We start from the raw sequence: 23,850 nt of genomic DNA on the forward strand, positions 1-23,850 counted from the left end.
TACCTGGGGCAGGAACTTGCCGTCGCACCGGCGCGACGGCTCGCCTGCGTCGAATTCATAAGCATGTTTATAATCAACGTGCTGATGAAACCCGCGTTGACCCATCGTTTCGGCTTCCTCGTCAACGACGTGAGCCGCCAGTATTCGCAACAGTTCGACCGCCTCGCGCGGGAACGGCTGGGCCTCTCGCAGGCGCAGTGCCGGCTGCTGGCCGTGCTCGCCTGGCATGAAGGCGAGGAGCCGCTGTCGCAGGCGGAGCTCGCGCAGAAGATGGGGCTGACCGCCATGGCGGTCGCGACCATGTGCGATCGCCTCGCGGCCGCCGGCTGGATCGAGCGGCGCGCGCACCCCGAGGACCGGCGCGTCAACCGGCTGCACATCAAGCCCGCCGCGCGCAAGGCGCTGGACAAGGCGATGGACATCGGCGATGAGTTGAGTGCGCGTTGCCTCGCCGCCCTGAGCGCAGCCGAGCGCACGCAACTGCTGGCACTGCTCGCGAAGGCGCGCGAGGGGATCCTGGCGCTGGACGACGTGGAGGCGCGTGCATGAGCGTCGCGCCCATCACCGATCCGAACAACGTCCCGCACCGGGGCATGATCACCATCGCGATCATGCTGGCGACCATCATGCAGGCGCTGGACACGACCATCGCCAACGTGGCGCTGCCGCACATGCAGGGCAGCCTGCAGGCGTCCCAGGACCAGATCACCTGGGTGCTGACTTCCTACATCGTCGCCTCCGCGATCGCACTGCCGCTCACCGGCTGGCTGTGCGCGCGCTACGGGCGGCGCATGGTGTTCGTGGTCTCGGTCATCGGCTTCACGGCCGCCTCCGCGCTCTGCGGGATCTCCACTTCGCTGGGCGGCATCGTGCTCGCGCGCCTGCTGCAAGGCGTGTTCGGCGCCGCACTGGTGCCGCTGTCGCAGGCCGTGCTGCTGGACATCAACCCGCCGCAGAAAGTCGGCCAGGCGATGGCCATCTGGGGCGCCGGCATCATGGTCGGCCCGATCCTGGGCCCCATGCTGGGCGGCTGGCTCACCGAGAACCTCGACTGGCGCTGGGTGTTCTTCATCAACGTGCCGGTCGGCGCGTTCGCGCTCTACGGGATCCTGCGCTACCTGCCGGAGAACCGGCCACCCGCCGGCAGGCTGGACATGTTCGGCTTCATCGCGCTCAGCCTCGGCATCGGCCTGCTGCAGTTGTTCCTCGATCGCGGCGAGCAGCAGGACTGGTTCGACTCCTGGGAAATCAAGCTCGAAGCCGCGGGCGCACTGGTGGCGTTCGCCTTCCTCGCGGTGCACACGGTCACGGTGCAGGGCGCGTCCTTCGTCGACCGCGCTCTGCTGAAGGACCGCAACTTCGTCACCGGCTGCTTCTTCGGCTTCATCGTCGGCATGGTGCTGTACGGCACGATGGCGTTGCTGCCGCTGTTCCTGCAGGGGCTCATGGGTTACCCCGTCGTCTATACGGGCGTCATCACCGCGCCGCGCGGCATCGGGACGATGATCGCCATGATCGTGGTCGGCCGGCTGGTGCAGCGGGTGGACCTGCGCCTGATCATGGCCACCGGCTTCGGCCTGACGGCGCTGGCGCTGTGGCAGATGACGCACATCACGCTGCAGATGGACAGCCACCTGATCATCGTGTCCGGCTTCATCCAGGGCGTGGGCATCGGCTTCACCTTCGTGCCGCTGTCGGCCGCCGCCTTCGCCACGCTGGCGCCGCGGCTGCGCAACGACGGCACGCCCATCTACAGCCTGCTGCGCAACATCGGCGGCAGCGTCGGCATCTCGATCGTGCAGGCCCTGCTCACGCGCGGCGCGGCGCAGTCGCATGCCGTGCTCTCGACCTACATCGCGCCGGGCAATCCGGGGTTCGCGGACCTGCCGCCGGGGCTGGGCGTGGACAGCGCAGCCGGGCTGGCGATGCTGAACGCGCAGGTGACGCAGCAGGCGACGCTGCTCGCCTACGTCAACGACTTCCGCATCATGGCGGCGGTCACGCTGGTCACGATTCCGCTGCTGATGATCGTGCGGCCGCCGAAGCGCAAGGCCGTGGAGGCCGGCGGCGACATGCCGCACTGAGCGCTGGGGTTCGGCGCTTCGCGCCTCACCGCCAGCCTACGAGATCCATCAATGCATTCGTAGGCTGGGGGCGGGCAGTCGTAGGCTGGGGTGAGCAAAGCGAACCCCAGCACTCACATCTGCCGCAACCGAAACCGCTGCAGCTTGCCCGTCTCGGTCCGCGGCAGGCTGGGCACGAACTCGATCTCGCGCGGGTACTTGTACGGCGCGATCATGCCTTTCACGTGCTCCTGCAGCGTCTTCACCATGGCGGCGTCCGCCGCGTGGCCTGGCTTGAGCACGCAGAAGGCCTTCACGATCATGCCGCGCTCGTCGTCGGGCTTGCCGATGACGCCGCACTCGGCCACGGCCGGATGCTTCAGCAGGGCGTCCTCCACCTCCGGCCCGCCCACGTTGTAGCCAGCCGTGATGATCATGTCGTCGGCGCGCGCCTGGTAGAAGAAGTAGCCGTCGGCGTCCTGCAGGAAGGCGTCACCCGGGTAGTTCCAGCCGTCGCGCACGTAGTTCGCCTGGCGCGCATCGTCCAGGTACCTGCAGCCGGTGGGCCCGATGACCGCGAGCTTGCCGACCGTGCCGCGTTGCACCTCGCGGCCGTCGTCGTCCACCACCTTCGCCTGGTAGCCCGGCACCGCCTTGCCGATGGCGCCGCGCCGCACGTCCGCGCCGGCGGAGGAGATGAAGATGTGGAACATCTCGGTCGCGCCGATGCCGTCCAGCATCTCGATGCCGCTCGCCTCCTTCCACAGCTGGCGGGTCGCGTCCGGCAAGCCTTCGCCCGCGCTCACGCAGGTGTGCAGGCGTCCGACGCCCAGTTCGCGGGCGAACGGCGCCGCCGCGCGGTAGAACGTCGGTGCCGTGTAGCAGATGGTGGCGCCGACCTCGTTGATGGTGCGCACGAACGACTCCGGCGTGTACGGTCCGTCGGGGAAGTAGACGGAGCAGCCCGCCCACATCGGGAACACCAGCAGGCCGCCCAGGCCGAAGGTGAATGCCAGCGGGGGGCTGCCCACCACGATGTCCTCGGGCGTGGCGCGCAGCAGGTGGCGCGGCCAGGTCTCGCAGGCGGCCAGCACGTCGCGGTGCGTGTGGACGGCCGCCTTGGGCTTGCCGGTGGTGCCGGAGGTGAAGGCCAGCAAGGCGATGTCGTCGGCCGCGGTGGGGCAGGCGTCGAATTGCGCAGGCCGGCCCGCCGCGCGCTGCTCCATCGAGCCGGCGAGCGAAGGCGCGTTGAAGGGCACGACGGTCCTAAGCACCGGCCGCTCCTGCCGCGCGGCTTCCAGCTCGTCGAGCAGGCGCGCGTCGCACAGGGCCAGCGTCGGCTGCGCCTTGTCGATGATGTCGCCCAGCTCGCGCGCGCGCAGCAGCGGCATCGTGGCCACCGAGATGCCGCCGGCCTTCACCACCGCCAGCCAGGCGAGCGCCATCGCGATGGAATTGCCGCCGCGCAGCAGGACCCGGTTGCCGGGCACCAGGCCGAGGTCGTCCACCAGCACGCGTGTGATGCGATCCACCTCCTGGCGCGCTTCGGCATAGCTCAGGGTGCGGGACGGCGAGCGCAGCATAGTCCGGTCGCCCCAGCCCTTGTCGGGCGCGCGGTCCAGCAGTTCCCCGACGACGTTGCAGCGGTCCGGCAGCTGCAGCTCCGGCAGGTCGTAGCGCAGTTGGGGGCACTGTTCCGGGGGCGGCAGCCGGTCGTGCACGAAGCGGTCGACCTGGGCGGAGGCGGTGCGTGCGTTCATGGCGCGGTCTCCTGGCGCGGTTGCGTGGCATGGTCCTTGACCTTGCCGAGCAGCTTGTAGAGCGTCCCGATCTCCTTCTCGTTCAGGCCCGAGAAGGCGTCCACGATCCAGTCCTCGTGCTGGCGCGCCATCTCGTTGAACAACTTGCGTCCCTTGGGCGTCAGCCGCACCCGATAGGCGCGCCGGTCGCCTTCGACATCGATGCGTTCCACCAGGCCTTCGGCCACGAGCTGGTCGGTGATCCCCGTCACATTGCCACCGGTGACCATCATCCGGCGGGAGAGCTCGTTCATCTTCAGGCCGTCCGGCGCGCGTTCGAGTTGCGCCATCAGGTCGAACCGGGGCAGGGTGGTGTCGAACCGCTCGCGCAGCTGGGTGCGCACCTGCTTCTCCACCAGCTGCGAGCAGGTGAGCATGCGCAGCCACAGGCGCAGGGCTTCGGGATGCTCGCTGTGGGCGCGCGCTTCGATGTCCATCGTGAGGTCCTTCGCTCTAATTTAAATAGTTTAGGCTTGAACTAATTGGCCTGCAACGGGGTTGGTCCCCGGATTTGCGCCGCCGTCCTACATTCCTCTGGTTGACGCCAACGGCGCCGGATAGCAAAAATTCACGGATGGAACCTCTCCTGACAAAACTGCAGTCCCAACTCGCCGAACTCCCCGTTTCCGTCTCGCTGGTGCTTCCTGGTCAACGGCGCCTGGGACCGGCGGACGCGGCCGTGCGCCTCGAGTTCCACGACTGGTCCGGCGTGGCGACGCTCGCCGCCGGCCAGATCGGCAAGGTCGGGGAGGACTATGTCGAGCAGCGCCTGAACATCGAGGGCAGCATGCGCGACGTGATGACCGCCGCTGCCGCGGTGCTGCCCGGCACGCCGGTCGCGAGCGACACGAGCTGGTGGACGCAGATGCTGCGCCGGGCCAAGTCGCTGGCCTCGCACACGCAGCAGAAGGACGCGGAGCAGATCCGGTTCCACTACGACGTCTCCGACGACTTCTACGCGCTCTGGCTGGATCCGCGCCGCGTGTACTCCTGCGCGTACTACCGGGAAGCGGACATGGACGTGGCGCAGGCGCAGGAGGCGAAGCTGGACCACATCTGCCGCAAGCTGATGCTGCACCCGGGCGAGCGCTTCCTGGACATCGGCGCCGGCTGGGGCGGCCTGCTGCTGTGGGCGGCCGAGCACTACGGCGTGAACGCCACCGGGATCACGCTGTCGAACAACCAGCACGCCTACGTGAACCGGCTGATCGAGCAGAAGGGCCTGCAGTCCCGGGTGAAGATGCTGCTGCTGGATTACCGCGACCTGCCGGAGGACCAGTCCTTCGACAAGATCGCCTCCGTCGGCATGTTCGAGCACGTCGGACAGGCGCAGATGGCGAACTACTTCTCCAAGATCCATCGCCTGCTGGCGCCGGGCGGCCTCGTGATGAACCACGGCATCACCGCCGGCAGCCTGGAGCCGGGCCAGCTGGGCGCCGGCATGGGCGACTTCATCGGCAAGTACATCTTCCCCGGGGGCGAGTTGCTGCACCCCAGCCTGGTGCTGCGCGAGCTGGCGGTGGGGGGACTGGAGATGGTGGACACCGAAAACCTGCGGCCGCACTACGCCCGCACGCTTTGGGCGTGGTCCGATGCGCTGGAGTCCCGGCTGGACGAGGCGCACGCGGTCCTGAAGAAGAGCCACGGCGAGAGCGGCGCCGGCCGCGTGTTGCGCGCCTACCGGCTGTATCTCGCGGGTTGCGCCATGAGCTTCGAGCGCGGGTGGATCGCGCTGCACCAGATCCTGGCCACGCGGCCGGACGGCAACATGAACACGGGCAGCCTGCGCGGCGCCCAGTCGGTCTACCCGTTCACGCGCGACTACATCTATCGCTGATACTGCGGCGATGCTCTACAAGTTCAAATCCAAGGCCGCCGGCGACCTGATCATGCTGGAGCCGAACGGCCGGCGCGTGCTGGAGATCGTGGGCAAGGATCCCGCTCCCAAGGGCATCATCCTGCCCGAGGAGATGCCCGGCGCGATCACCGCCCTGGAGCAGGCGATCGCGCGCGAGGAGGCCGAGCACCAGGCCCTGATCGACGAGGCGAAGGCCAAGGGCCAGGTACCCCCGCGTTTCGATGCGGTCTCGCTGCGCCAGCGTGCCGTGCCCTTCCTGGACATGCTGCGGCGCTGCAGCCAGGCGGGCAAGGAGATCGTCTGGGGCGTGTAGGCGGGAGGGTTGCGCGCCCGGCGGGACGCTGAACGCGCAACACCGAACGGACGCTCAGTCGATCTTCGCGCCCGAGGCCTGCACCACGGGCCGCCACTTCTTCAGCTCGCGGTCGATGAACTGGCCGAATTGCGCCGGCGTGTTGCCGCTGGGGATCGCGCCCTGCGCGAGCAGGCGCTCCTTCATCTCCGGCGTGGCGAGGGCCTTCGCCGTCTCCTGCTGCACGCGGTTCACGATCGCCATCGGCGTGCCGGCGGGCGCGAGCAGCCCGAACCAGGAGCTCGCCTCGAAGCCCTTGAGCGCGGGGCCGCCCGCTTCCTCCACGGTCGGCACGTCGGGCAGCGCCGCCGAGCGCGTCGCGCTCGTCACGGCCAGCGCCTTGAGCTTGCCGCCCTTGATGTGCGGCATCGCCGAAGGCAGGTTGTCGAACATGACGTCCATGTCACCCGACATCAGGCTCAGGAGCGCGGGGTTCGAGCCCTGGAACGGGAAGTGCGTCATGTAGACGCCGGTCATGGTCTTGAACAGCTCGCCCGCGAGGTGGATCGAGGTGCCGTTGCCGCTCGAGGCCATGTTCAGCTTGCCGGGATTCGCCTTGGCATAGCGGATGAAGTCCTGCACGTTGGCGATGTGGCGCTCGCTCGCCTTCTGCGTGTTGACCACCATGACGTTGGGCACGCCGGCCACCAGCGTGACCGGCTGGAAGTCCTTCTGCGGATCGAAGGGCATCTTCGCGTACAGCCACTTGTTGATGGCCTGCGTGCCCACGGTGCCCATGAGCAGCGTGTAGCCGTCCGCAGGCGCCTTCGCGACCAGGTCGGCGCCGATGTTGCCGCCCGCGCCCGGCTTGTTGTCGACGATGAAGGTCTGGCCGAAGCTCCTGGTGAGCTCCTGTGCCACCACGCGTGCGAGGATGTCGGTCGTTCCCCCGGCGGCGAAGGGCACGATGACGCGAACGGGCCGGGTCGGCCAGTTCGACTGCGCGAACGAAGACAGCGGCATCAGCCCGGCGAGCACCAGGGAAGCGAGCAGGGTGCGGCGGGGGAGCGAACGGGAAGCCATGGAATCTCCTGTGGTTCTGGCAGCCTTCGATGATGCCACCGGCGCGTGCGGCGCCGGCGCTCGACGTGTCGCCGAAGCTCCATGCAAAAAGGCCGGATCGCTCCGGCCTTCGCATTGCTGACGGCGCGGGGACGGACGTCCCCGCCGCGCTCACTCCACGTGCACGCCCGCCGCCTTGATCAGCGGGGTCCACTTGGCGATCTCGCCGTGCACGAACTTCTTGTGCTCCGCCGGGTCGACGCGCTTGTCGTTCACCACCACGGCGCCGAGCGATTCCTCGCGCTTGATGAAGTCGGGGTCCTTCAGCGCCGTCTTCAGCGCGTCGTTCAGCTTCTTCAGCACCGGCGCGGGCGTGCCCTTGGGTGCGTACAGGCCGTGGAAGATGGTGACCTGGAAGTCCTTGACTCCCATCTCCTGCATGGTCGGCACGTCCTTCAGCGCCGGCACGGCCAGCCGCTTGGGCGTCGTCACCGCGAACACCTTCACCTTCCTGGCTTCGATCGCGCCGGTGGTGTTGGTGGTCTGGTCGCACATCAGGTCGATCTGGCCACCCATCAGGTCGGTCATCGCCGGGCCCGTGCCCTTGTACGGCACCTGGGTCATGTCCACGCCCACTGCGTGCTGGAACAGCAGGCCGCACAGGTGCGAGGCCGAGCCGATGCCGGCGTTGCCCAGGTTGATGCGGCCCTTGTTCTGCTGCATCCAGGCGACCAGTTCCTTGTAGTTGTTCGCGGGCAGCCCGGGCTTGCCGATGATGGTCATCGGCACGTCGTTGACCATGCCGAGGTACTCGAAGTCGCTCTCGACCTTGAACGGGATGTTGGGCACCAGCGTGGGCATGGTGGCCATGCCGATGTGATGCAGCAGCAGCGTGTAGCCATCGGGCTGCGCACGGGCGACCTTGTTGGCGCCGATCGCGCCACCGGCGCCGGCGGCGTTGTCCACGATGACCGTGGTACCCAGCGGCTTGCGCAGCGCTTCCGCCAGGTCGCGCGCCACCTTGTCGGTGGGGCCGCCGGCGGCGAAGGGCACGATGATGGTGATGGGCTTGGACGGGAATTCGTCGGCGGCAGCGGCCGACAGGGCGGCGGCCGCGAGGGCGAGGGGTACCAGCGATTGCAGCAGCTTCTTCATGGGGGCTCCGGGGGAAACCGGGCGATCATAGGGATTCACCCGGCCCCGCACATTGCAGGTACTACGTACATGCAACCCGGCGCGGACCGGAAAGCGCGTGCTTTACGTCGGCGCCCCTGGCGCAGCCGCCCAGCCCGGGGCCTTATCTGTAACTGCGTGCATCCTCGATCACCTTGCCGTCATTGGGCAGGGTGCCGGGTGCGACCAGCTCCACGTCGGCGCGCAGCTTGGTCACGTCGCGCACCGCTTCGCCGATGCGCGCGTCCAGGCCCGCGGGCGCGCCCGCGGTCTCCACCTGCAGCGTCATGCGGTCGTTCGCCATTTCGCCGCTCACCACCAGCCGCGCGCGCAGGATCTCGGGGAAGCGCCGGACGATCTCCGCGACCTGTCCGGGGTGCACGAACATGCCGCGAATCTTGGTGGTCTGGTCCGCACGGCCGAGCCAGCCGCGGATGCGCATGTTCGTCCGGCCCGTCGGGTCGGCTCCCGGCAGCTCCGCGGAGAGGTCACCCGTGCCGAAGCGGATCAGCGGATACGCCGGGTTCATGGTGGTCACCACCACCTCGCCGACTTCGCCGGCGGCGACGGGGTCGCCCGTGCCGGGGCGCACGATCTCCACGAGCACGCCTTCGTCCACCACCAGTCCTTCGCGCGAGGAGGTCTCGTAGGCGATGAGTCCCAGGTCCGCCGTCGCGTAACTCTGGTACACCGCGAGGCCGCGTTCCTGGAACCAGTCGCGCAGGCTAGTCGGAAGCGCCTCGCCGCCGACCAGGCCCTTGCGCAGGCTCGCGATGTCGCTGCCGGCCTCCTGCGCCTTCTCGACGAGGATGCGCAGGAAGCTGGGCGTGCCCGCATAGGCGACCGGCCGCAGCTCGCGGATGGCCTGCAGCTGCTGCTCGGTCTGTCCGACGCCGGCCGGGAACACCGAGCAGCCGATGGCGTGCGCGCCCGACTCCATGAGGAAGGCGCCGGGCGTCATGTGATAGCTGAACGCGTTGTGCACGAGGTCGCCCGCACGGAAGCCGGCGGCGTACATGGCGCGGCCGATGCGCCAGTAGTCGCGCGTGCTGCCCTCCGGTTCGTAGATCGGCCCGGGCGACGCATAGATGCGGGGCATGCCGGCGCCGCGCACGAGCGCCGAGAATCCGCCGAAGGGATCCGCCGGTTGCTGCGCCCGCTGGCGTGCCTGCAGGTCGCCCTTGCGCGTGACGGGCAACCTGGCGAGCGCTGCGCGCGAGCTCACCTGCAAGGCATCGACGCCTGCGAGGATCTCGGCAAAGGCCGCGGTGTTGCGCTGCGCGTGGTGGACCTGCCCGGGCAGGCCCGCCATCAGCTGCGCCTCGCGCTGCGCGGCGGAGCGCGTCTCCAGCTCGTCGTAGTGGTCCTTGTCCATCCTGGGTTCCCGGTTCACGCCAGCCAGCGCTTGCGCCGCCGGTAGCTCTTGACCTCGCGGAAGCTCCTGCGCTCGCTGCCGCCGACGCCGAGGTAGAACTCCTTGACGTCCTCGTTGCTGGCGAGCTCCGAGGCCGGACCGTCCATCACGACACGTCCGCTCTCGAGGATATAGCCATAGCCCGCGTACCTCAGGGCCATCCCGGTGTTCTGCTCTGCCAGCAGGAAGGTGACCCGCTCGCGCGTGTTGAGGTCCTTCACGATTTCGAACACTTCCTCCACGATCTGCGGCGCCAGACCCATCGAGGGCTCGTCCAGCAGCACGACGCTCGGGCTGGCCATGAGCGCCCGGCCGATGGCGCACATCTGCTGCTCGCCACCGGAGGTGTAGGCCGCCTGCGAATCGCGCCGCTGCTTCAGGCGCGGGAAGTAGGTGTAGACCTTCTCCAGGTTGGTGGCGATCTCGGAGCGGCTCGTGCGCGTGTAGGAGCCGGTCAGCAGGTTCTCCTCGATGGTGAGGTGGGCGAAGCAATGCCGGCCCTCCATCACCTGCACGACGCCGCGGCGCACGAGGTCCGCTGGCGTGAGGTTCTCGATGCGTTCACCACGCAGCTCGATCGATCCCTTCGTCACCGCGCCGCGCTGGCCCGCCAGCAGGTTCGAGATCGCGCGCAAGGTGGTCGTCTTGCCCGCGCCATTCCCCCCGAGCAGCGCCACGATGCCGCCCTCGGGCACCTGCAGCGACACGCCCTTGAGCACGAGGATCACGTGGTTGTAGATGACCTCGATGCCGTTGACGTCGATGATGATCTTGCGGTCGTTCATGGTGTGCGGTGTTGACCAATCGAAAGGCCCTGGGCCTTTCGATTGGCGGCTCTGTGGAGCCGCGTCCCCTCCCGCCTGGCGGGAGGGGCAGGGGAGGGTGCCGTCAGGACTGGCAGTCCGCCGGCGCGCGGCGCTGCATCTTCTTGTCGGCGAGGTACTTTTCCGCGCCGGTCTTCACCATCGGCTTGATGATCTGCTCGTCGGCCTCGTACCAGTCGTTCGACAGCTTCCACTGCTTGCCGTCCCAGGTCTCGATGCGCGCCCAGGTCGAACCCATGTGGTCCTGGCAGGAGGTGCTGATCGGCCGCAGCACGCCCGCGAAGCCCAGCGCATCCAGGCGCTTCTGGTCGAGCGCGAGGTTCTCCAGGCCCCAGCGCACCTGCTCGCCGGTCATGACCTTGCCCTTGCCGAAGCGCTCCTGTGCGCGCCGCACGGCTTCGACGCCGAGCATCTGGATGATCACGCCGCGCGTGTACAGCACGGAGCCGACCTCGTCGCGCGGTCCCGTGCCCTGGCCCTTGTCGTGCACGTACTTCAGGATGTCCTGGATCACCTTGGGCTGCTGGCCCGAGGTATTGAGCGCCAGCGCGTTGTAGCCCTTGGCGCCTTCACCCACGTCCTTCACGTCCGGTTCCGCACCCGACCACCACACGCCATACATCTTGTCGCGCGGATAGCCGGTGGCCTGCGCTTCCTTCAGGGCGGTGGAGTTCATCACGCCCCAGCCCCACAGCAGCACGTAGTCGGGCCGCTGCTGGCGCACCTGCAGCCAGGCGGCCTTCTGCTCCACGCCGGGCGCGGTCACGGGGATCAGTTCCAGCTGGAAGCCGTGCATCTTCGCGCGCTCCTGCAGCAGCGGGATCGGCTCCTTGCCGAAAGGCGAGTCGTGGTACACGAGCGCGATCTTCTTGCCCTTGAGCTTGTCGAAGCCGCCCTCGCGCTTGGCGATGCTCTGGATCAGGATGTCGGCGCCCGTCCAGTAGCTGCCCATGATGGGGAAGTTCCACTTGAAGGCGTTGCCGTCCTGGGAGACCGCCAGGCCGTAGCCCAGTGTGATGAGCGGGATCTTGTCCGCCGGCACCTTCTCGGTCAGCGCGAACGTGATGCCGGTTGCCTGCGGGTCGAACAGCGCGACGCCGGGATGCGACTTGAGGCGCTCGTAGCACTCCACGCCCTTGTCGGTGGCATAGCCGGTTTCGCATTCCTCCCAGGTGAGCTTCACGCCGTTGATGCCGCCGTCGCGGGCATTGATCATCTTCAGGTAGTCCTGCTTGCCGTTCGCCCACGGCGTGCCGTTCGGCGCATAGGGCCCCGTACGGTAGGACAGCAAGGGGAAGAACTGCTCCTTGGCCTGGGCGAAGGCGCCGGCGGCCGCAGCCGCCAGCAAGCCCGCCACGGCGAAAGATCGAAACTTCATGGATGTCTCCTTCTGGGGGTGAGAAGCGTCAGTGGACGCGATGGGTCGGCTGCGCGCATCCGGGCTTGCGAGCATCAATGCGGGAAGGGCCACAGGCGCAGCTTCTGCTTGCCCGTGGCCCACAGGCGAGCCAGCCCATGCGGCTCGACCACCAGGAACCAGACGATCAGTGCGCCGAACACCATGACCTGCGCGTGATCGAGTCCCGCGGTGTCGATGTGCAGCCCGAACAGCGCGGTGAAGCCGGGCAGCACGTTGGTCAGGAAGATCGGCAGGACCACGATGAAAGCGGCGCCGAAGAACGCACCCGTGATGGAGCCCAGCCCGCCGATGATCACCATGAACAGCAGCCGGAAGGATTGCTCCACCGAGAACGCCGCCGGTTCCCAGGCGCCGAGATAGACGAAGGCCCACAGCGCTCCGGCCATGCCCACGATGAACGAGCTGACCGCGAAGGCGGTGAGCTTGGCGTACATCGGGCGGATGCCGATCACCGCAGCGGCCACGTCCATGTCGCGGATCGCCATCCACTCGCGGCCGATGGCGCCGCGCACCAGGTTCTTCGCGAGCAGTGCGGTGAGCACGAGGACGGTGAGGCAGAACCAGTATTTCGCCGCGTCGCTTTCCAGCGAAAAGCCGAACACCTGCAAGGCACTCACCGAGACGGAGCCGGAGGACGAGTCGTTGGTCAGCCACTTGATCCGCAGGAACATCCAGTCGGCGAAGAACTGCGCCGCGAGTGTCGCCACCGCGAGGTAAAGGCCTTTCACGCGCAGGCTCGGCAGGCCGAACAGGATGCCGAACAGCATCGCGCACAACCCACCGAGGATCACCGCCGCAATGAGCGGCATGCCGGGAATGCGCACGAAGAAGTTGTACGCCCCGTAGGCGCCCACGGCCATGAACGCGCCGGAGCCAAGCGAGATCTGCCCGCAGTAGCCCACCAGGATGTTCACGCCCAGCGCCGCGAGCGCCATGATCAGGAACGGAATCAGCACCGCGGGGAACAGGTAGGGGCTGGCCAGCAGCGGCACGGCGACGTAGGCCACCACCAGCAGCGCCAGCATGGCCCAGCGATCCTGCAGGATCGGGAAGATCTGCTGGTCGGCGCGGTAGCTGGTCTTGAATTGGCCGTTTTCGCGGTAAAGCATGCTTCGTCTTCCTTACACGCGATCGATGATTTTTTCGCCGAACAGCCCCTGCGGGCGCACGAGCAGGAAGGCGAGGGCGAGCACGTAGGCGAACCAGATCTCGATGCCGCCGCCCACCAGCGGGCCGATGTAGACCTCCGAGAGCTTCTCGCCCACGCCGATGATCAGCCCGCCGATGATCGCGCCCGGCACGGAGGTGAGTCCGCCGAGGATGACGACGGGCAGCGCGCGCAATGCGATCGTTGCCAGCGAGAACTGCACGCCGAGCTTGCTGCCCCAGATCATGCCGGCCACCAGCGCCACGACGCCGGCCACGCACCACACGATCACCCAGATGCGCGCGAGCGGAATGCCGATGGACTGCGCGGCCTGGTGGTCGTCCGCCACGGCGCGCAACGCGCGGCCGGTGGACGTCTTCTGGAAGAACAGGCTTAGGACGACGACCAGGGCCGCGGAGATCAGGGCCGCGATCAGGTCCTCCTGGTTGATCAGGACGCCGCCTTCGAACACCTTGTCGAAGGCGATCACCGGATCCTTGGGCATGCCGATGTCGATCTTGTAGATGCTGTTGCCGAACAGGCTCTGGCCCAGGCCTTCGAGGAAGTAGGTGATGCCCAGAGTAGCCATCAGCAGCGTCGCGCCTTCCTGGTTCACCAGGTGGCGCAGCACCAGCGACTCGATCAGCCACGCGACCACGAACATGATCGCGCCTGCAATGAGGAAGGCGGCGACGTTGGCGAACAGCAGGCTCTGGATGCCGGTCCACGCAGGAATCCACTCGGCGAAGCGCGCCATCGCCAGCGCCGCGAACAGCACCATCGCACCCTGCGCGAAGTTGAAGACGCCGGAGGCCTTGAAGATCAGCACGAAGCCGAGCGCGACCAGCGAATAGAGCATGCCGGCCATCAGGCCGCCGAGAAGGGTTTCGAGGAAGAAGCCCATCAGTGTTGCGTCCCGAGGTAGGCCTTGATCACGTCCGGATCGTTGCGGACCACGTGCGGCACGCCGTCGCCGATCTTGCGGCCGTAGTCCAGCACCACCACGCGGTCGGAGATGTCCATCACCACGCCCATGTCGTGCTCGATCAGGACCACCGTCGTGCCGAACTCGTCGTTCACGTCGAGGATGAAGCGGCACATGTCCTGCTTCTCCTCGAGGTTCATGCCCGCCATCGGTTCGTCGAGCAGCAGCACCTGCGGCTCCATCGCGAGGGCGCGGCCGAGGTCCACGCGCTTCTGCAGTCCGTACGGCAGCTGGCCGACGGGCACCTTGCGGTAAGGCTGGATCTCGAGGAAATCGATGATGCGTTCGACCGCCTCCCGGTGCCGCGTCTCCTCGCGTTCGGCGGGGCCGATGCGCAGCGCCTGCAGCAGCAGGTTGCTGCGGATGCGCAGGTTGCGCCCGGTCATGATGTTGTCGAGCACGCTCATGCCCTTGAAGAGCGCCAGGTTCTGGAAGGTGCGGGCGATGCCCATCTCGGCCACCTGCCGGCTCTTCATGTGGTGGAAGCCCCGCCCGCGGAAGGTGATGGTGCCTTCCTGCGGCTGGTACACGCCGTTGATGCAGTTGAGCAGCGAGCTCTTGCCGGCGCCGTTGGGGCCGATGATGGCGCGCACCTCGTGCTCGCGCACGTCGAAGGAGATGTCCGTCAGCGCCTTGACGCCGCCGAAGGCAAGCGAGATGTTCCGCACGTCGAGGATCACCTCGCCCAGCTTGCGCCCGCCGGTTGCCGGGGGCGCTGCCACCACGCCCGGATCGTCGACGATCTTCATGCGGCCGCCCGCACCGGCGCGAAGGTGCGCGCATCCATGATCTTCAGCGTGGCGCTCACCACGCCCGTGCGGCCGTCCTCGAAGCGCACCTGTGTCTCGATGTACTGCGCATCCTTGCCGCCGTACAGCGCATCGACCAGCGCCTGGTACTTCTCCGCCACGAAGCCGCGCCGGACCTTGTTGGTGCGCGTGAGCTCGCCGTCGTCCGCATCCAGCTCCTTGTGCAGGACCAGGAAGCGATGGACCTGGCTGCCCGCGAGCTTCTCATCGGCGGCGAGGTCCGCGTTGACCTTCTCGACGCACTCCTTGATGAGCGCGTAGACCTCCGGCTTCTGCGCGAGATCGGTGTAGCCGGCATAGGCGAGATTGCGGCGCTCGGCCCAGTTGCCGACCGCGTCGAAATCGATGTTGATCATCGCGCACACCATCTCGCGCCGGTCACCGATGGCGACGGCTTCCTTGATGTGCGGGAAGAACTTGAGCTTGTTCTCGATGTACTTGGGCGCGAACATCGTGCCGTCGGCCAGGCGGCCGACGTCCTTGGCGCGGTCGATGATCTTCAGCTGCCCGGTCGCATCGAGGAAGCCGGCGTCCCCGGTGCGGTACCAGCCGTCCGCCGTCTTCACTTCGGCCGTGGCCTGCGGGTTCTTGTAGTACTCCTTCAGCAGGCCCGGCGAACGCACCAGGATCTCGCCGGTGTCGGCAAGCCGGATCTCCACGCCGCGGCAGGGCACGCCGACGGTGTCGGAGCGCACCTGGTTGTCGGGTTGCATGCACACGAACACTGCGGTTTCCGTGCTGCCGTAAAGCTGCTTCAGGTTCACGCCGATCGCGCGATAGAAGGAGAAGAGATCCGGGCCGATCGCTTCGCCGGCCGTGTAGGCCACGCGCACGCGGGAAAGACCCAGGTTGTTGCGCAGCGGCCCGTACACCAGCAGGTTGCCCAGCGCGTATTTCAGGCGATCGAACCAGGGCACGGCCTTGCCGTCGCGCAAGGCCGGACCGACGCGTCGCGCGAGATCCATGCACGCCTTGAACATGCGCCGCTTCAGCGCACTGGCATCTTCCATGCGGATCGTCACGCTCGTCAGCAGGCTTTCGAAGATCCGGGGCGGCGCGAAGTAGTACGTCGGGCCGATCTCCCGCAGGTCGATCATCACCGTACCGGCCGACTCGGGGCAGTTCACCACGTAGCCGCACGCCAGCCATTGCGCGTAGCTGAAGATGTTCTGCCCGACCCACGCGGGCGGGAGGTAGGCGAGGACCTCCTCGTGCTCCGTGAGGTGGTCGAACTCGGCGCCGGCACTCGCACGATCGAGCAAGGTCCGGTGCGTGTGCACGACGCCCTTCGGCTGGCCCGTGGTGCCGGAAGTGAAGAACATGGCCGCGACGTCGTCCGGCGTGCCTCGCTCGATCTCGCCCCGCAGGAAGTCCGCGTGCTCGCGCGCGAATGCAGCACCGGAGTGCAGCAAGGCATCCAGCGCTTGCAGCCCGGGCTCGCTGTAGTTGCGCAGCCCCCGCGGGTCGTCGTAGTAGATGTGCGCCAGCTGCGGGCACTGGGCGCGGATCTCCAGCAGCTTGTCGACCTGCTCCTGGTCCTCGGCGAGCGCGAAGCGCACTTCGGCGTTGTTGATCGGGAAGACGCATTCCGCAGCCACCGCGTCCTGGTACAGCGGCACGGGGATGGCGCCCAGCGCCTGTGCCGCCAGCATGGTCGCGTAGAGGCGGGGCCGGTTCGCGCCGACGATCACGATGTGCTCGCCCCGCGCCAGTCCGGCGCTGTGCAGCCCGCAGGCGAGCGACTCCACCATGCCGGCCAGCTCTGCCCACGTGAGCGTCTGCCAGATGCCGTATTCCTTCTCGCGCATCGCGGCCGCGGTGGGCCGCTGCGCTGCGTGCTGCCACAGCAGCCGCGGGAAAGTGGTCTCCATGCCGTCCTCGCGTAGCGGGTCTGAGCGGCCAATGTAGGGAGGGGTTTGACGCCGATCTGTCTTCGCGACGACATTCCTAGGGATAATCCTGATAGGGCGTGCCCGCAGCCTGCTACCCCCATGACGACCGAACTCACACTGCATCAGCGCCGGCGCCCCGCGACGCCGCAGGAGCTCGCGGGCATCCCGTGGCTGGCGCTGCTCGGGCCGGCCGAGCGCGAGCGCGCGGTGGCGGACATCAAGGTGGGCGATGCCCTGTCCGGCGACTACGTCTGCCGCGTGGGGCGCCCCGTGACGTACTGGTTCGGCGTGGTCGAAGGCCTGCTGAAAATGAGCAGTGACAACGAGCAGGGGCAGACCATCACGTTCAGCGGACTGCCGCCCGGCGGCTGGTTCGGCGAAGGCACGGTGCTCAAGCGCGAGGTCTATCGCTACAACATCCAGGCCTTGAGAAGGAGCGTCGTCGCCGGGTTGCCGGCCGACACCTTCCACTGGCTGCTGGATCATTCCATCGCGTTCAACCGCTTCGTGATGAACCAGCTCAACGAACGGCTCGCGCAGTTCATCGCCGCGCGCGAGATCGACCGCATGGTCAACCCCGACCTGCGCGTCGCGCGCAACCTGGCCGCGCTGTTCAACCCGGTGCTGTTCCCCGGCGTCGGCGAAATGCTGCGCATCACGCAACAGGAGCTTGCGTACCTGGTGGGCCTGTCGCGGCAGCGGGTGAACGAGGCGCTCTCGTCGCTGCAGGAGCAAGGCATCATTCGGGTCGAATACGGCGGGCTGCGCATCCTGGACCTGCCCGCCCTGCGATCCAATCCCTTTCCACTCCGATCCCATGCCTGACCTGCCGACCGCCCCTGGCGGAACCACCCGATTGAACAAGCGCATGGCCGAACTCGGGCTGTGCTCGCGCCGGGAGGCGGACGACTGGATCGGCCGCGGCTGGGTGAAGGTCGATGGAAAGGTCGCGCCCATGGGCCTGCAGGTCGGGCCGCAGGCGCGCATCGATATCGATCCGCGCGCCCGCGGCCAGCAACGCGAGCAGGTCACGATCCTGCTGCACAAGCCGATCGGCTACGTGAGCGGACAGGCCGAGGACGGCCATGAGCCTGCAGTCGTGCTCGTGCAGGGACGCACGCGCTGGAAGGGCGACGCGGCGCCGCAGCGCTTCGCGCCCACGCAGCTGAAGGGGCTGGCCCCCGCGGGCCGTCTCGACATCGACTCCACCGGGCTGCTCGTTCTGACGCAGGATGGCCGCGTGGCGCGCCAGTTGATCGGCGAGGACTCGGGGGTCGAGAAGGAGTACCTGGTGCGCGTGGCCTTCGGCGCGGTCACGACCAACGTGCAGGCCGCCTTCCCGTCGACGCAGCTCGCGCGGCTGCGGCACGGGCTCAGCCTGGACGGCCAGCCGCTGAAGCCCGCGCAAGTCGACTGGCAGAACCCGGAGCAGTTGCGCTTCGTGCTCACGGAGGGCAAGAAGCGGCAGATCCGGCGGATGTGCGAGCTGGTCGGCCTGAAGGTGGTCGGCCTCAAGCGCGTGCGCATCGGGCGCGTGACGCTCGGACAGTTGCCGCTGGGACAGTGGCGCTATCTCGCGCCGCACGAGCGCTTCTAGTCCGTCGACCGCCGGCCGGGCCCGCAACGGGCACGCGGTGTGACCGCAGTCCGCCAGCGCAGGCCTCAGCGCGGCTGCGGCGCTGCGGACAGCAACCAGTCGCCGAGGCCGTCGACGGCCTGCGCGGATTCCGGATCGCGCTGCATCTGCTGCTGGATGGCGTCGAGCATGTCCGCACAACGGGGATCGCCGAGCAGCGGCGCGCCGAACTCGCGCGCGAGCTCCGCCTCGAGCACGAGGCGCACGGCCTTGCGGCGACGCTCCGGGTCATCGAGCGCGATGGCGGCGATGCGTTGCGCGAGCACGGCCGCGGGCGCGTCGGTGTCGCTCGCCTGCGCACGGGGTCCCGCGCGCCGGGTGCGGGCCAGCTCCTGGCGCAACGAGGCGAGGCGCACGGGCAGCGCCGGGACGGATTGCCGGGGGTCGATGGTGGTCACGCCAATACATCGGCGGTTTCGGCCGCCGGTTTAGCCGTGACCGCAGAAACCAGGCCGACGGCTGGCCAGCGGACGAAAAAAAGCCGGGCTCGCGCCCGGCTTCTTGATCTGCCTGGATCAGGCGGACATTACATGTCCATGCCGCCCATGCCACCCATGCCGCCCATGCCGCCACCGGGCATGGCGGGAGCCTCTTCCTTCGGGGCTTCCGCGACCATGGCTTCGGTCGTCAGCATCAGGGACGCGACCGACGCGGCGTTCTGCAGCGCGGTGCGGGTCACCTTGGTCGGGTCCAGGATACCCATCTCGATCATGTCGCCGTAGGTATCGTTGGCGGCGTTGAAGCCGTAGTTGCCCTTGCCGTTCAGCACGGCGTTGACCACCACGGACGGCTCGCCACCGGCGTTCGCCACGATCTCGCGCAGCGGCGACTCGACCGCCTTGAGCACCAGCTTGATGCCGGCTTCCTGGTCGGCGTTGTCACCCTTGATGTTGCCGGCCGCCTGGCGCGCACGCAGCAGGGCGACACCGCCGCCGGCCACGATGCCTTCTTCCACGGCAGCGCGGGTGGCGTGCAGCGCGTCTTCCACGCGGGCCTTCTTTTCCTTCATTTCCACTTCGGTCGCGGCGCCGACCTTGATCACGGCAACACCGCCGGCCAGCTTGGCCACGCGCTCTTGCAGCTTCTCACGGTCGTAGTCCGACGTGGCTTCCTCGATCTGCACGCGCACCTGCTTGACGCGCGCCTCGATGTCGGCGGCAGCACCGGCGCCGTCGATGATCGTGGTGTTTTCCTTGCCCACTTCGATGCGCTTGGCCTGGCCCAGGTCGGCCAGCGTGACCTTCTCCAGGCTCATGCCGGTCTCTTCGGAGATCACCTTGCCGCCCGTGAGGATGGCGATGTCTTCCAGCATGGCCTTGCGGCGGTCGCCGAAGCCAGGGGCCTTGACGGCCACGACCTTCAGGATGCCGCGGATGGTGTTGACCACCAGGGTGGCCAGCGCTTCGCCTTCGACTTCTTCCGCGATGATCAGCAGCGGGCGCGAAGCCTTGGCCACCTGTTCCAGCACGGGCAGCAGGTCACGGATGCTCGAGACCTTCTTGTCGTACAGCAGCACGAAGGGGTTGTCGAGCAGCGCGGACTGCTTCTCGGGGTTGTTGATGAAGTAGGGCGACAGGTAGCCGCGGTCGAACTGCATGCCTTCGACGACGTCGAGTTCGTTCTGCAGGGACTTGCCGTCTTCGACGGTGATGACGCCTTCCTTGCCGACCTTGTCCATCGCCTCGGCGATGATGTCGCCGATCGAGGAGTCGCTGTTGGCGGAGATGGAGCCGACCTGCGCGATTTCCTTGCTGGTGGTCGTCGGCTTGGAGGCCTTCTTCAGCTGCTCGGTCAGGGCCAGGACGGCCTTGTCGATGCCGCGCTTCAGGTCCATCGGGTTCATGCCGGCGGCCACGTACTTCATGCCTTCGCGCACGATGGCCTGGGCCAGCACGGTGGCGGTGGTGGTGCCGTCACCGGCGTTGTCGCTGGTCTTGGAAGCGACTTCCTTGACCATCTGCGCGCCCATGTTCTGCAGCTTGTCCTTCAGCTCGATTTCCTTGGCCACGGACACGCCGTCCTTGGTCACGGTCGGGGCGCCGAAGGAGCGCTCGAGCACCACGTTGCGGCCCTTGGGGCCCAGGGTCACCTTGACCGCGTTGGCCAGGATGTTCACACCCTCGACCATGCGGTGGCGCGCGTCAGCGCCGAAAATCACGTCTTTTGCAGCCATTGTTTTTTACCTCAGTGAGATGTTTCGGGGAGGAAGCCTCAGGCGACCTTCTTCAGGCCAGCGGACGCGGCGCCTTCGATCACGGCGAACAGGTCGTCTTCCTTCATGACCAGCAGTTCCTCGCCATCGACCTTGACGGTCTGGCCGGAGTACTTGCCGAACAGGACGCGGTCACCAACGGCGACGTTCAGCGCGATGGTTTCGCCCTTGTCGTTCTTGCGGCCGGGGCCCACGGCCAGGATTTCGCCCTGGTCCGGCTTCTCGGCGGCGTTGTCCGGGATCACGATGCCGGAAGCGGTCTTGGTTTCCTGTTCCAGGCGCTTGACGATCACACGGTCGTGCAGAGGACGAAGTTTCATTGCATCTCCTTCAATGAGAACATGGTGGCAACACAGAGCGCCAACGGAAGTTAGCGCTCAATAACTCGCGTGGAGGAGGGCTGCAGCTCGGCTGTTAGCACTCAACTCCAACGAGTGCTAATCATAAGGGGTTTTGTGTCGGTTTCAAGCGGGGCGGGTCGTAGGCTGGCTCCGACGGGTCCGTTTCGGCCGCCCGCGCAGCCCGGGCACGGCTGCCCAAAACCCAAGGGCAAGCCACCGCTGTGGCGGGCTCCGCTGTGCGGCCCAGTCCGTCAGCCGCCGGTGCGCGCGAGGATGGGGAACAGCTTGCCCAGCCCGCTCGCCATCACTTCCACGGCGAGCGCGGCAAGGATCAAGCCCATGAGGCGCGTCATCACGTTGATGCCCGTGCGACCCAGCACGCGCGCGATCGGGTGTGCGAGCGAGAAGCACAGCGCGGTGACCAGGCCCACCACGACGCCGTAGCCGATCAGGGTGGTCATCTGCCACACGGTCTTGGCCCGGTCCGCGTAGATGACGACCGCCGACATGGTGGCGGGGCCCGTGAGCAGTGGAATCGTGAGCGGCACCACCGCCACGCTGGCGCCCATCGCCGCCTTCTCGTCGCCGTCCGTGAGGTCGGTGCTCGTCGCCTTCATTTCCGCCGGCTTGGCGTTGAGCATGTTGAGCGCGCTGATCAGCAGGAGCATGCCGCCGCCCACCTGGAAGCTTGCCAGCGAGATGCCGAAGAACTCGAGGATGCGCACGCCCAGCAGCGCACTCGTGGCGATCACGACGAAGGCGGTGAAGGAGGACACCCACGCGGTCTTCTGCCGCAGCGCGGGCGACAGGTCCTGGGTGTAGTGGATGAAGAAGGGGATGATCGCCAGCGGATTGACGATGGCCAGCAGCGTGACGAGCGGCTTGAACTCGATCATCAGGTGTTCGCCGGGCTGCGGCGGCCGAACATCCCGTAGCCCTCCATCTCCAGCACCTTGTCGCCGTGCTGGTTGAACATCTCCCAGCGGGAACGCACGAGCCCGGTGTCGGGCCGCGACTTCATCGGCCGCGACTCGAGGATGGTGTGGCGCAGGTTCAGCTGGTCGCCGGGATATACCGGCTTGAGCCACTTCAGGCTCTCGAGTCCCGGCGAGCCCTTGCTGGCGGTGTGGCGCAGCATGTTGTCCACGGTGAGCCGCATGGCGAGGCAGGCCGTCTGCCAGCCGCTCGCCGCGAGCCCACCGAACATCGACTGGCGTCCCGCTTCCTCGTCCAGGTGGAACGGCTGCGGATCGTATTTCGCGGCGAATTCCTTGATCTGTTCCGCATCGACGGAGACGCTGCCCAGGTCGCGCACGGATCCGGGCTGCAGGTCTTCCCAGTACAGGCTGATGGCCATCAACGACCTCCCGACACTTCGACCAGCGACATCGTCGTGTAGCTGGCCTCCGGCGACAGCAGCCACACGATGGCCTGCGCGACTTCTTCCGCCGAGCCGCCGCGCTGCATCGGCACGAGGTGCTCCAGTTCGCGGACCCGGTTCGGCAGCCCGCCCGAGGCATGGATGTCGGTCTCGATCAGCCCGGGCCGCACGGCGTTCACGCGAATGCCTTCCGCGGCGACTTCCTTGGCCAGGCCGATCGTGAACGCGTCGATCGCGCCTTTCGATGCAGCGTAATCGACGTACTGCCCGGGCGCGCCCAGCCGTGCCGCCGCGCTCGAGACGTTCACGATCGCACCGCCGCTGCCGCCATGCCGGGTGCTCATGCGCTTCACCGCTTCGCGCGCGCACAGGAAGCTGCCGATCACGTTGATGTCGAACATGCGCTGCAGGCGCGCCACGGTCATTTCTTCGACGCGCGCGGTGCGGTCCACGATGCCCGCGTTGTTCACCAGCGCCGTCAGCCGGCCCAACCGGGCGTCGACCTCGGCGAACATCTGCATCACCTGGTCTTCCTGCGCCACGTCGGCCTGCACTGCCAGCGCCTGGCCACCGCCGTCGCGGATGGAACGCACTACGGCGTCGGCTGCCGCGCCGTTGTTCGTGTAGTTCACCGCGACCGCATAGCCGCGGCGCGCCGCAAGAATCGCCGTGGCGGCGCCGATGCCTCGGCTGCCCCCGGTCACCAACAGGACTTCGCTCACTCGTGTCTCCCTCACGGCCGCGCTGCTGCGGCCCGTCGCCCATTAGATCAAAAGCGGTGGATTGACGCCGGGGCGACGGATGGTGGATGCTCGGCCCCTTCGCTTCGCAACCAGGAGAATGACATGGGCCAATTCACGGAACTCAAGGCGGCCGACGGCCAGGCCATCCCCGCGTACGTCGCCAAGCCACAGGGCCAGGCCAAGGGCGGCGTCGTGGTGATCCAGGAAATCTTTGGCGTGAATTCGCACATCCGCTCGGTTGCGGACGGCTATGCCGCGGCGGGTTACCTTGCGGTGGCGCCGGCGATCTTCCATCGCGTCAAGCCGAACGTGGACCTGGGCTACACCCCCGAGGACATGTCAGAGGGCATGGGCCTGAAGACCGCCACGGAAGCCTTGCCCTCGCCCGGCGTGATGCAGGACATCCAGGCCGCGATCCGCTACGCAGCGCAGGCCGGCAAGGTCGGCATCGTCGGCTACTGCTACGGCGGCCTGCTGACCTGGCGCGCCGCTGCGACGCTCGACGGGCTCAGCGCCGCGGTGCCTTACTACGGCGGCGGGATGACCACGCCCGACGAAATCGCCCGCAAGCCGAAAGTCCCCGTGATGGCGCACTTCGGTGACAAGGACAAGCACATCTCCGTCGCAAGCGTGCAAGCCTTCGAGAAGGCGCATCCGGAGGTGGAGGTGCACATGTACGCCGCCGACCACGGCTTCAATTGCGACCAGCGCGGCTCCTACAACGCCGGCGCCGCGACGACCGCGCGCGAGCGCACGCTGGACTTCTTCCGCAAGCATCTCGGGTGAGAGCGGGGGCGCG

At 67.6% G+C, this 23,850-nt stretch carries 24 protein-coding genes; 7 read left to right on the forward strand and 17 right to left on the reverse strand.

What is annotated here, in order from left to right:
* Nucleotides 1–84 precede the first annotated feature (84 nt).
* Nucleotides 85–549, forward strand: a complete 465-nt coding sequence (locus JJB11_RS07725; protein ID WP_201167983.1) for a MarR family winged helix-turn-helix transcriptional regulator — start codon at nt 85–87, stop codon at nt 547–549.
* The gene (locus JJB11_RS07730) at nt 546–2,084 is read left to right on the forward strand and encodes a DHA2 family efflux MFS transporter permease subunit (protein ID WP_201964693.1); all 1,539 of its coding nucleotides are present in this window, start codon (nt 546–548) and stop codon (nt 2,082–2,084) included. The genes JJB11_RS07725 and JJB11_RS07730 overlap by 4 nt, the downstream gene beginning before the upstream one ends.
* 113 nt (nt 2,085–2,197) lie before the next feature.
* Here JJB11_RS07730 and JJB11_RS07735 read toward each other — a convergent pair whose 3' ends face one another.
* Together JJB11_RS07735 and JJB11_RS07740 are read right to left on the reverse strand one after the other, a co-directional pair.
* Nucleotides 2,198–3,823, reverse strand: coding sequence for an AMP-binding protein (locus JJB11_RS07735; protein ID WP_201167986.1), 1,626 nt, complete (start codon nt 3,821–3,823; stop codon nt 2,198–2,200).
* On the reverse strand, nt 3,820–4,299 hold the full coding sequence (locus tag JJB11_RS07740) for a MarR family winged helix-turn-helix transcriptional regulator (protein WP_201167990.1): 480 nt from the start codon (nt 4,297–4,299) through the stop codon (nt 3,820–3,822). The genes JJB11_RS07735 and JJB11_RS07740 overlap by 4 nt, the downstream gene beginning before the upstream one ends.
* Before the next feature lie 137 nt (nt 4,300–4,436).
* Between JJB11_RS07740 and JJB11_RS07745 the strand changes: the two genes are divergently transcribed.
* Together JJB11_RS07745 and JJB11_RS07750 are read left to right on the forward strand one after the other, a co-directional pair.
* The gene (locus tag JJB11_RS07745; RefSeq protein ID WP_201167993.1) at nt 4,437–5,699 is read left to right on the forward strand and encodes a class I SAM-dependent methyltransferase; all 1,263 of its coding nucleotides are present in this window, start codon (nt 4,437–4,439) and stop codon (nt 5,697–5,699) included.
* Between the two features lie 10 nt (nt 5,700–5,709).
* Nucleotides 5,710–6,033 (forward strand): DUF1840 domain-containing protein, encoded by a 324-nt coding sequence (locus tag JJB11_RS07750; protein ID WP_201167996.1) that lies wholly within the window; start codon nt 5,710–5,712, stop codon nt 6,031–6,033.
* Nucleotides 6,034–6,087: 54 nt separating this feature from the next.
* Here the strand turns inward: JJB11_RS07750 and JJB11_RS07755 are convergent, their stop codons facing one another.
* From JJB11_RS07755 to JJB11_RS07795, 9 genes are all read right to left on the reverse strand, one after another.
* Complete coding sequence (locus JJB11_RS07755) at nt 6,088–7,095, reverse strand: Bug family tripartite tricarboxylate transporter substrate binding protein (protein ID WP_201167999.1); 1,008 nt, start codon at nt 7,093–7,095, stop codon at nt 6,088–6,090.
* Nucleotides 7,096–7,245: 150 nt separating this feature from the next.
* Nucleotides 7,246–8,229 carry a tripartite tricarboxylate transporter substrate-binding protein gene (locus JJB11_RS07760; protein ID WP_201168002.1) on the reverse strand — a complete coding sequence of 328 codons (984 nt, stop codon included), beginning with the start codon at nt 8,227–8,229 and terminating at the stop codon, nt 7,246–7,248.
* Between the two features lie 142 nt (nt 8,230–8,371).
* Nucleotides 8,372–9,622, reverse strand: a complete 1,251-nt coding sequence (locus JJB11_RS07765) for a phenylacetate--CoA ligase family protein (RefSeq protein WP_201168006.1) — start codon at nt 9,620–9,622, stop codon at nt 8,372–8,374.
* Between the two features lie 14 nt (nt 9,623–9,636).
* Nucleotides 9,637–10,446: an ABC transporter ATP-binding protein gene (locus JJB11_RS07770; protein ID WP_201168009.1), complete on the reverse strand. Its 810-nt coding sequence runs from the start codon at nt 10,444–10,446 to the stop codon at nt 9,637–9,639.
* Nucleotides 10,447–10,549: 103 nt separating this feature from the next.
* Complete coding sequence (locus JJB11_RS07775; protein ID WP_201168012.1) at nt 10,550–11,863, reverse strand: ABC transporter substrate-binding protein; 1,314 nt, start codon at nt 11,861–11,863, stop codon at nt 10,550–10,552.
* A gap of 74 nt (nt 11,864–11,937) precedes the next feature.
* A complete protein-coding gene (locus JJB11_RS07780; protein ID WP_201168015.1) occupies nt 11,938–13,014 on the reverse strand; it encodes a branched-chain amino acid ABC transporter permease in 1,077 nt (358 codons plus the stop codon).
* A 12-nt stretch (nt 13,015–13,026) separates the two neighbouring features.
* Entirely contained in the window at nt 13,027–13,956 is a 930-nt protein-coding gene (locus JJB11_RS07785) for a branched-chain amino acid ABC transporter permease (protein WP_201168017.1), read from the reverse strand.
* Complete coding sequence (locus JJB11_RS07790; protein ID WP_201168019.1) at nt 13,956–14,786, reverse strand: ABC transporter ATP-binding protein; 831 nt, start codon at nt 14,784–14,786, stop codon at nt 13,956–13,958. The genes JJB11_RS07785 and JJB11_RS07790 overlap by 1 nt, the downstream gene beginning before the upstream one ends.
* Entirely contained in the window at nt 14,783–16,717 is a 1,935-nt protein-coding gene (locus JJB11_RS07795; RefSeq protein ID WP_201168021.1) for an AMP-dependent synthetase/ligase, read from the reverse strand. The genes JJB11_RS07790 and JJB11_RS07795 overlap by 4 nt, the downstream gene beginning before the upstream one ends.
* Before the next feature lie 120 nt (nt 16,718–16,837).
* Here JJB11_RS07795 and JJB11_RS07800 point away from each other — a divergent pair, with 120 nt between their 5' ends.
* Entirely contained in the window at nt 16,838–17,563 is a 726-nt protein-coding gene (locus JJB11_RS07800) for a Crp/Fnr family transcriptional regulator (RefSeq protein ID WP_201168023.1), read from the forward strand.
* The gene (locus JJB11_RS07805; protein WP_201168025.1) at nt 17,556–18,335 is read left to right on the forward strand and encodes a pseudouridine synthase; all 780 of its coding nucleotides are present in this window, start codon (nt 17,556–17,558) and stop codon (nt 18,333–18,335) included. Before JJB11_RS07800 ends, JJB11_RS07805 begins: the two co-directional genes overlap by 8 nt.
* A gap of 65 nt (nt 18,336–18,400) precedes the next feature.
* On the opposite strand, the gene JJB11_RS07810 is transcribed toward JJB11_RS07805, so the two are convergent.
* From JJB11_RS07810 to JJB11_RS07835, 6 genes are all read right to left on the reverse strand, one after another.
* Nucleotides 18,401–18,772, reverse strand: a complete 372-nt coding sequence (locus tag JJB11_RS07810; RefSeq protein ID WP_201168027.1) for a hypothetical protein — start codon at nt 18,770–18,772, stop codon at nt 18,401–18,403.
* 128 nt (nt 18,773–18,900) lie between these two features.
* Complete coding sequence (gene groL, locus JJB11_RS07815) at nt 18,901–20,547, reverse strand: chaperonin GroEL (protein ID WP_201168031.1); 1,647 nt, start codon at nt 20,545–20,547, stop codon at nt 18,901–18,903.
* A 38-nt stretch (nt 20,548–20,585) separates the two neighbouring features.
* The gene (groES, locus tag JJB11_RS07820) at nt 20,586–20,906 is read right to left on the reverse strand and encodes a co-chaperone GroES (protein ID WP_201168034.1); all 321 of its coding nucleotides are present in this window, start codon (nt 20,904–20,906) and stop codon (nt 20,586–20,588) included.
* 272 nt (nt 20,907–21,178) lie between these two features.
* Nucleotides 21,179–21,820, reverse strand: coding sequence for a MarC family protein (locus JJB11_RS07825; RefSeq protein WP_201169123.1), 642 nt, complete (start codon nt 21,818–21,820; stop codon nt 21,179–21,181).
* A gap of 2 nt (nt 21,821–21,822) precedes the next feature.
* Nucleotides 21,823–22,284 (reverse strand): MaoC family dehydratase, encoded by a 462-nt coding sequence (locus tag JJB11_RS07830; RefSeq protein WP_201168037.1) that lies wholly within the window; start codon nt 22,282–22,284, stop codon nt 21,823–21,825.
* Nucleotides 22,284–23,030 (reverse strand): SDR family oxidoreductase, encoded by a 747-nt coding sequence (locus JJB11_RS07835; RefSeq protein ID WP_201168040.1) that lies wholly within the window; start codon nt 23,028–23,030, stop codon nt 22,284–22,286. Before JJB11_RS07835 ends, JJB11_RS07830 begins: the two co-directional genes overlap by 1 nt.
* 123 nt (nt 23,031–23,153) lie before the next feature.
* Here JJB11_RS07835 and JJB11_RS07840 point away from each other — a divergent pair, with 123 nt between their 5' ends.
* A complete protein-coding gene (locus tag JJB11_RS07840; protein ID WP_201168043.1) occupies nt 23,154–23,837 on the forward strand; it encodes a dienelactone hydrolase family protein in 684 nt (227 codons plus the stop codon).
* The last annotated feature ends 13 nt before the right edge of the window (nt 23,838–23,850 follow it).

The sequence above is a fragment of the Ramlibacter ginsenosidimutans genome (assembly GCF_016654015.1).
Taxonomy (GTDB): domain Bacteria; phylum Pseudomonadota; class Gammaproteobacteria; order Burkholderiales; family Burkholderiaceae_C; genus Ramlibacter; species Ramlibacter ginsenosidimutans.

Excerpts from the sequence above, each read along its gene's own strand:
- JJB11_RS07780 (WP_201168015.1), bottom strand. The coding sequence starts at position 13,014 with ATGCTTTACCGCGAAAACGGCCAATTCAAGACCAGCTACCGCGCCGAC.
- JJB11_RS07830 (WP_201168037.1), bottom strand. The coding sequence starts at position 22,284 with ATGGCCATCAGCCTGTACTGGGAAGACCTGCAGCCCGGATCCGTGCGC.
- JJB11_RS07775 (WP_201168012.1), bottom strand. The coding sequence starts at position 11,863 with ATGAAGTTTCGATCTTTCGCCGTGGCGGGCTTGCTGGCGGCTGCGGCC.
- JJB11_RS07760 (WP_201168002.1), bottom strand. The coding sequence starts at position 8,229 with ATGAAGAAGCTGCTGCAATCGCTGGTACCCCTCGCCCTCGCGGCCGCC.
- JJB11_RS07795 (WP_201168021.1), bottom strand. The coding sequence starts at position 16,717 with ATGGAGACCACTTTCCCGCGGCTGCTGTGGCAGCACGCAGCGCAGCGG.
- JJB11_RS07765 (WP_201168006.1), bottom strand. The coding sequence starts at position 9,622 with ATGGACAAGGACCACTACGACGAGCTGGAGACGCGCTCCGCCGCGCAG.
- JJB11_RS07750 (WP_201167996.1), top strand. The coding sequence starts at position 5,710 with ATGCTCTACAAGTTCAAATCCAAGGCCGCCGGCGACCTGATCATGCTG.
- JJB11_RS07725 (WP_201167983.1), top strand. The coding sequence starts at position 85 with ATGAAACCCGCGTTGACCCATCGTTTCGGCTTCCTCGTCAACGACGTG.
- groL (WP_201168031.1), bottom strand. The coding sequence starts at position 20,547 with ATGGCTGCAAAAGACGTGATTTTCGGCGCTGACGCGCGCCACCGCATG.
- JJB11_RS07770 (WP_201168009.1), bottom strand. The coding sequence starts at position 10,446 with ATGAACGACCGCAAGATCATCATCGACGTCAACGGCATCGAGGTCATC.
- JJB11_RS07730 (WP_201964693.1), top strand. The coding sequence starts at position 546 with ATGAGCGTCGCGCCCATCACCGATCCGAACAACGTCCCGCACCGGGGC.
- JJB11_RS07735 (WP_201167986.1), bottom strand. The coding sequence starts at position 3,823 with ATGAACGCACGCACCGCCTCCGCCCAGGTCGACCGCTTCGTGCACGAC.
- JJB11_RS07785 (WP_201168017.1), bottom strand. The coding sequence starts at position 13,956 with ATGGGCTTCTTCCTCGAAACCCTTCTCGGCGGCCTGATGGCCGGCATG.
- JJB11_RS07790 (WP_201168019.1), bottom strand. The coding sequence starts at position 14,786 with ATGAAGATCGTCGACGATCCGGGCGTGGTGGCAGCGCCCCCGGCAACC.
- JJB11_RS07840 (WP_201168043.1), top strand. The coding sequence starts at position 23,154 with ATGGGCCAATTCACGGAACTCAAGGCGGCCGACGGCCAGGCCATCCCC.
- JJB11_RS07800 (WP_201168023.1), top strand. The coding sequence starts at position 16,838 with ATGACGACCGAACTCACACTGCATCAGCGCCGGCGCCCCGCGACGCCG.
- groES (WP_201168034.1), bottom strand. The coding sequence starts at position 20,906 with ATGAAACTTCGTCCTCTGCACGACCGTGTGATCGTCAAGCGCCTGGAA.
- JJB11_RS07755 (WP_201167999.1), bottom strand. The coding sequence starts at position 7,095 with ATGGCTTCCCGTTCGCTCCCCCGCCGCACCCTGCTCGCTTCCCTGGTG.
- JJB11_RS07745 (WP_201167993.1), top strand. The coding sequence starts at position 4,437 with ATGGAACCTCTCCTGACAAAACTGCAGTCCCAACTCGCCGAACTCCCC.
- JJB11_RS07740 (WP_201167990.1), bottom strand. The coding sequence starts at position 4,299 with ATGGACATCGAAGCGCGCGCCCACAGCGAGCATCCCGAAGCCCTGCGC.
- JJB11_RS07805 (WP_201168025.1), top strand. The coding sequence starts at position 17,556 with ATGCCTGACCTGCCGACCGCCCCTGGCGGAACCACCCGATTGAACAAG.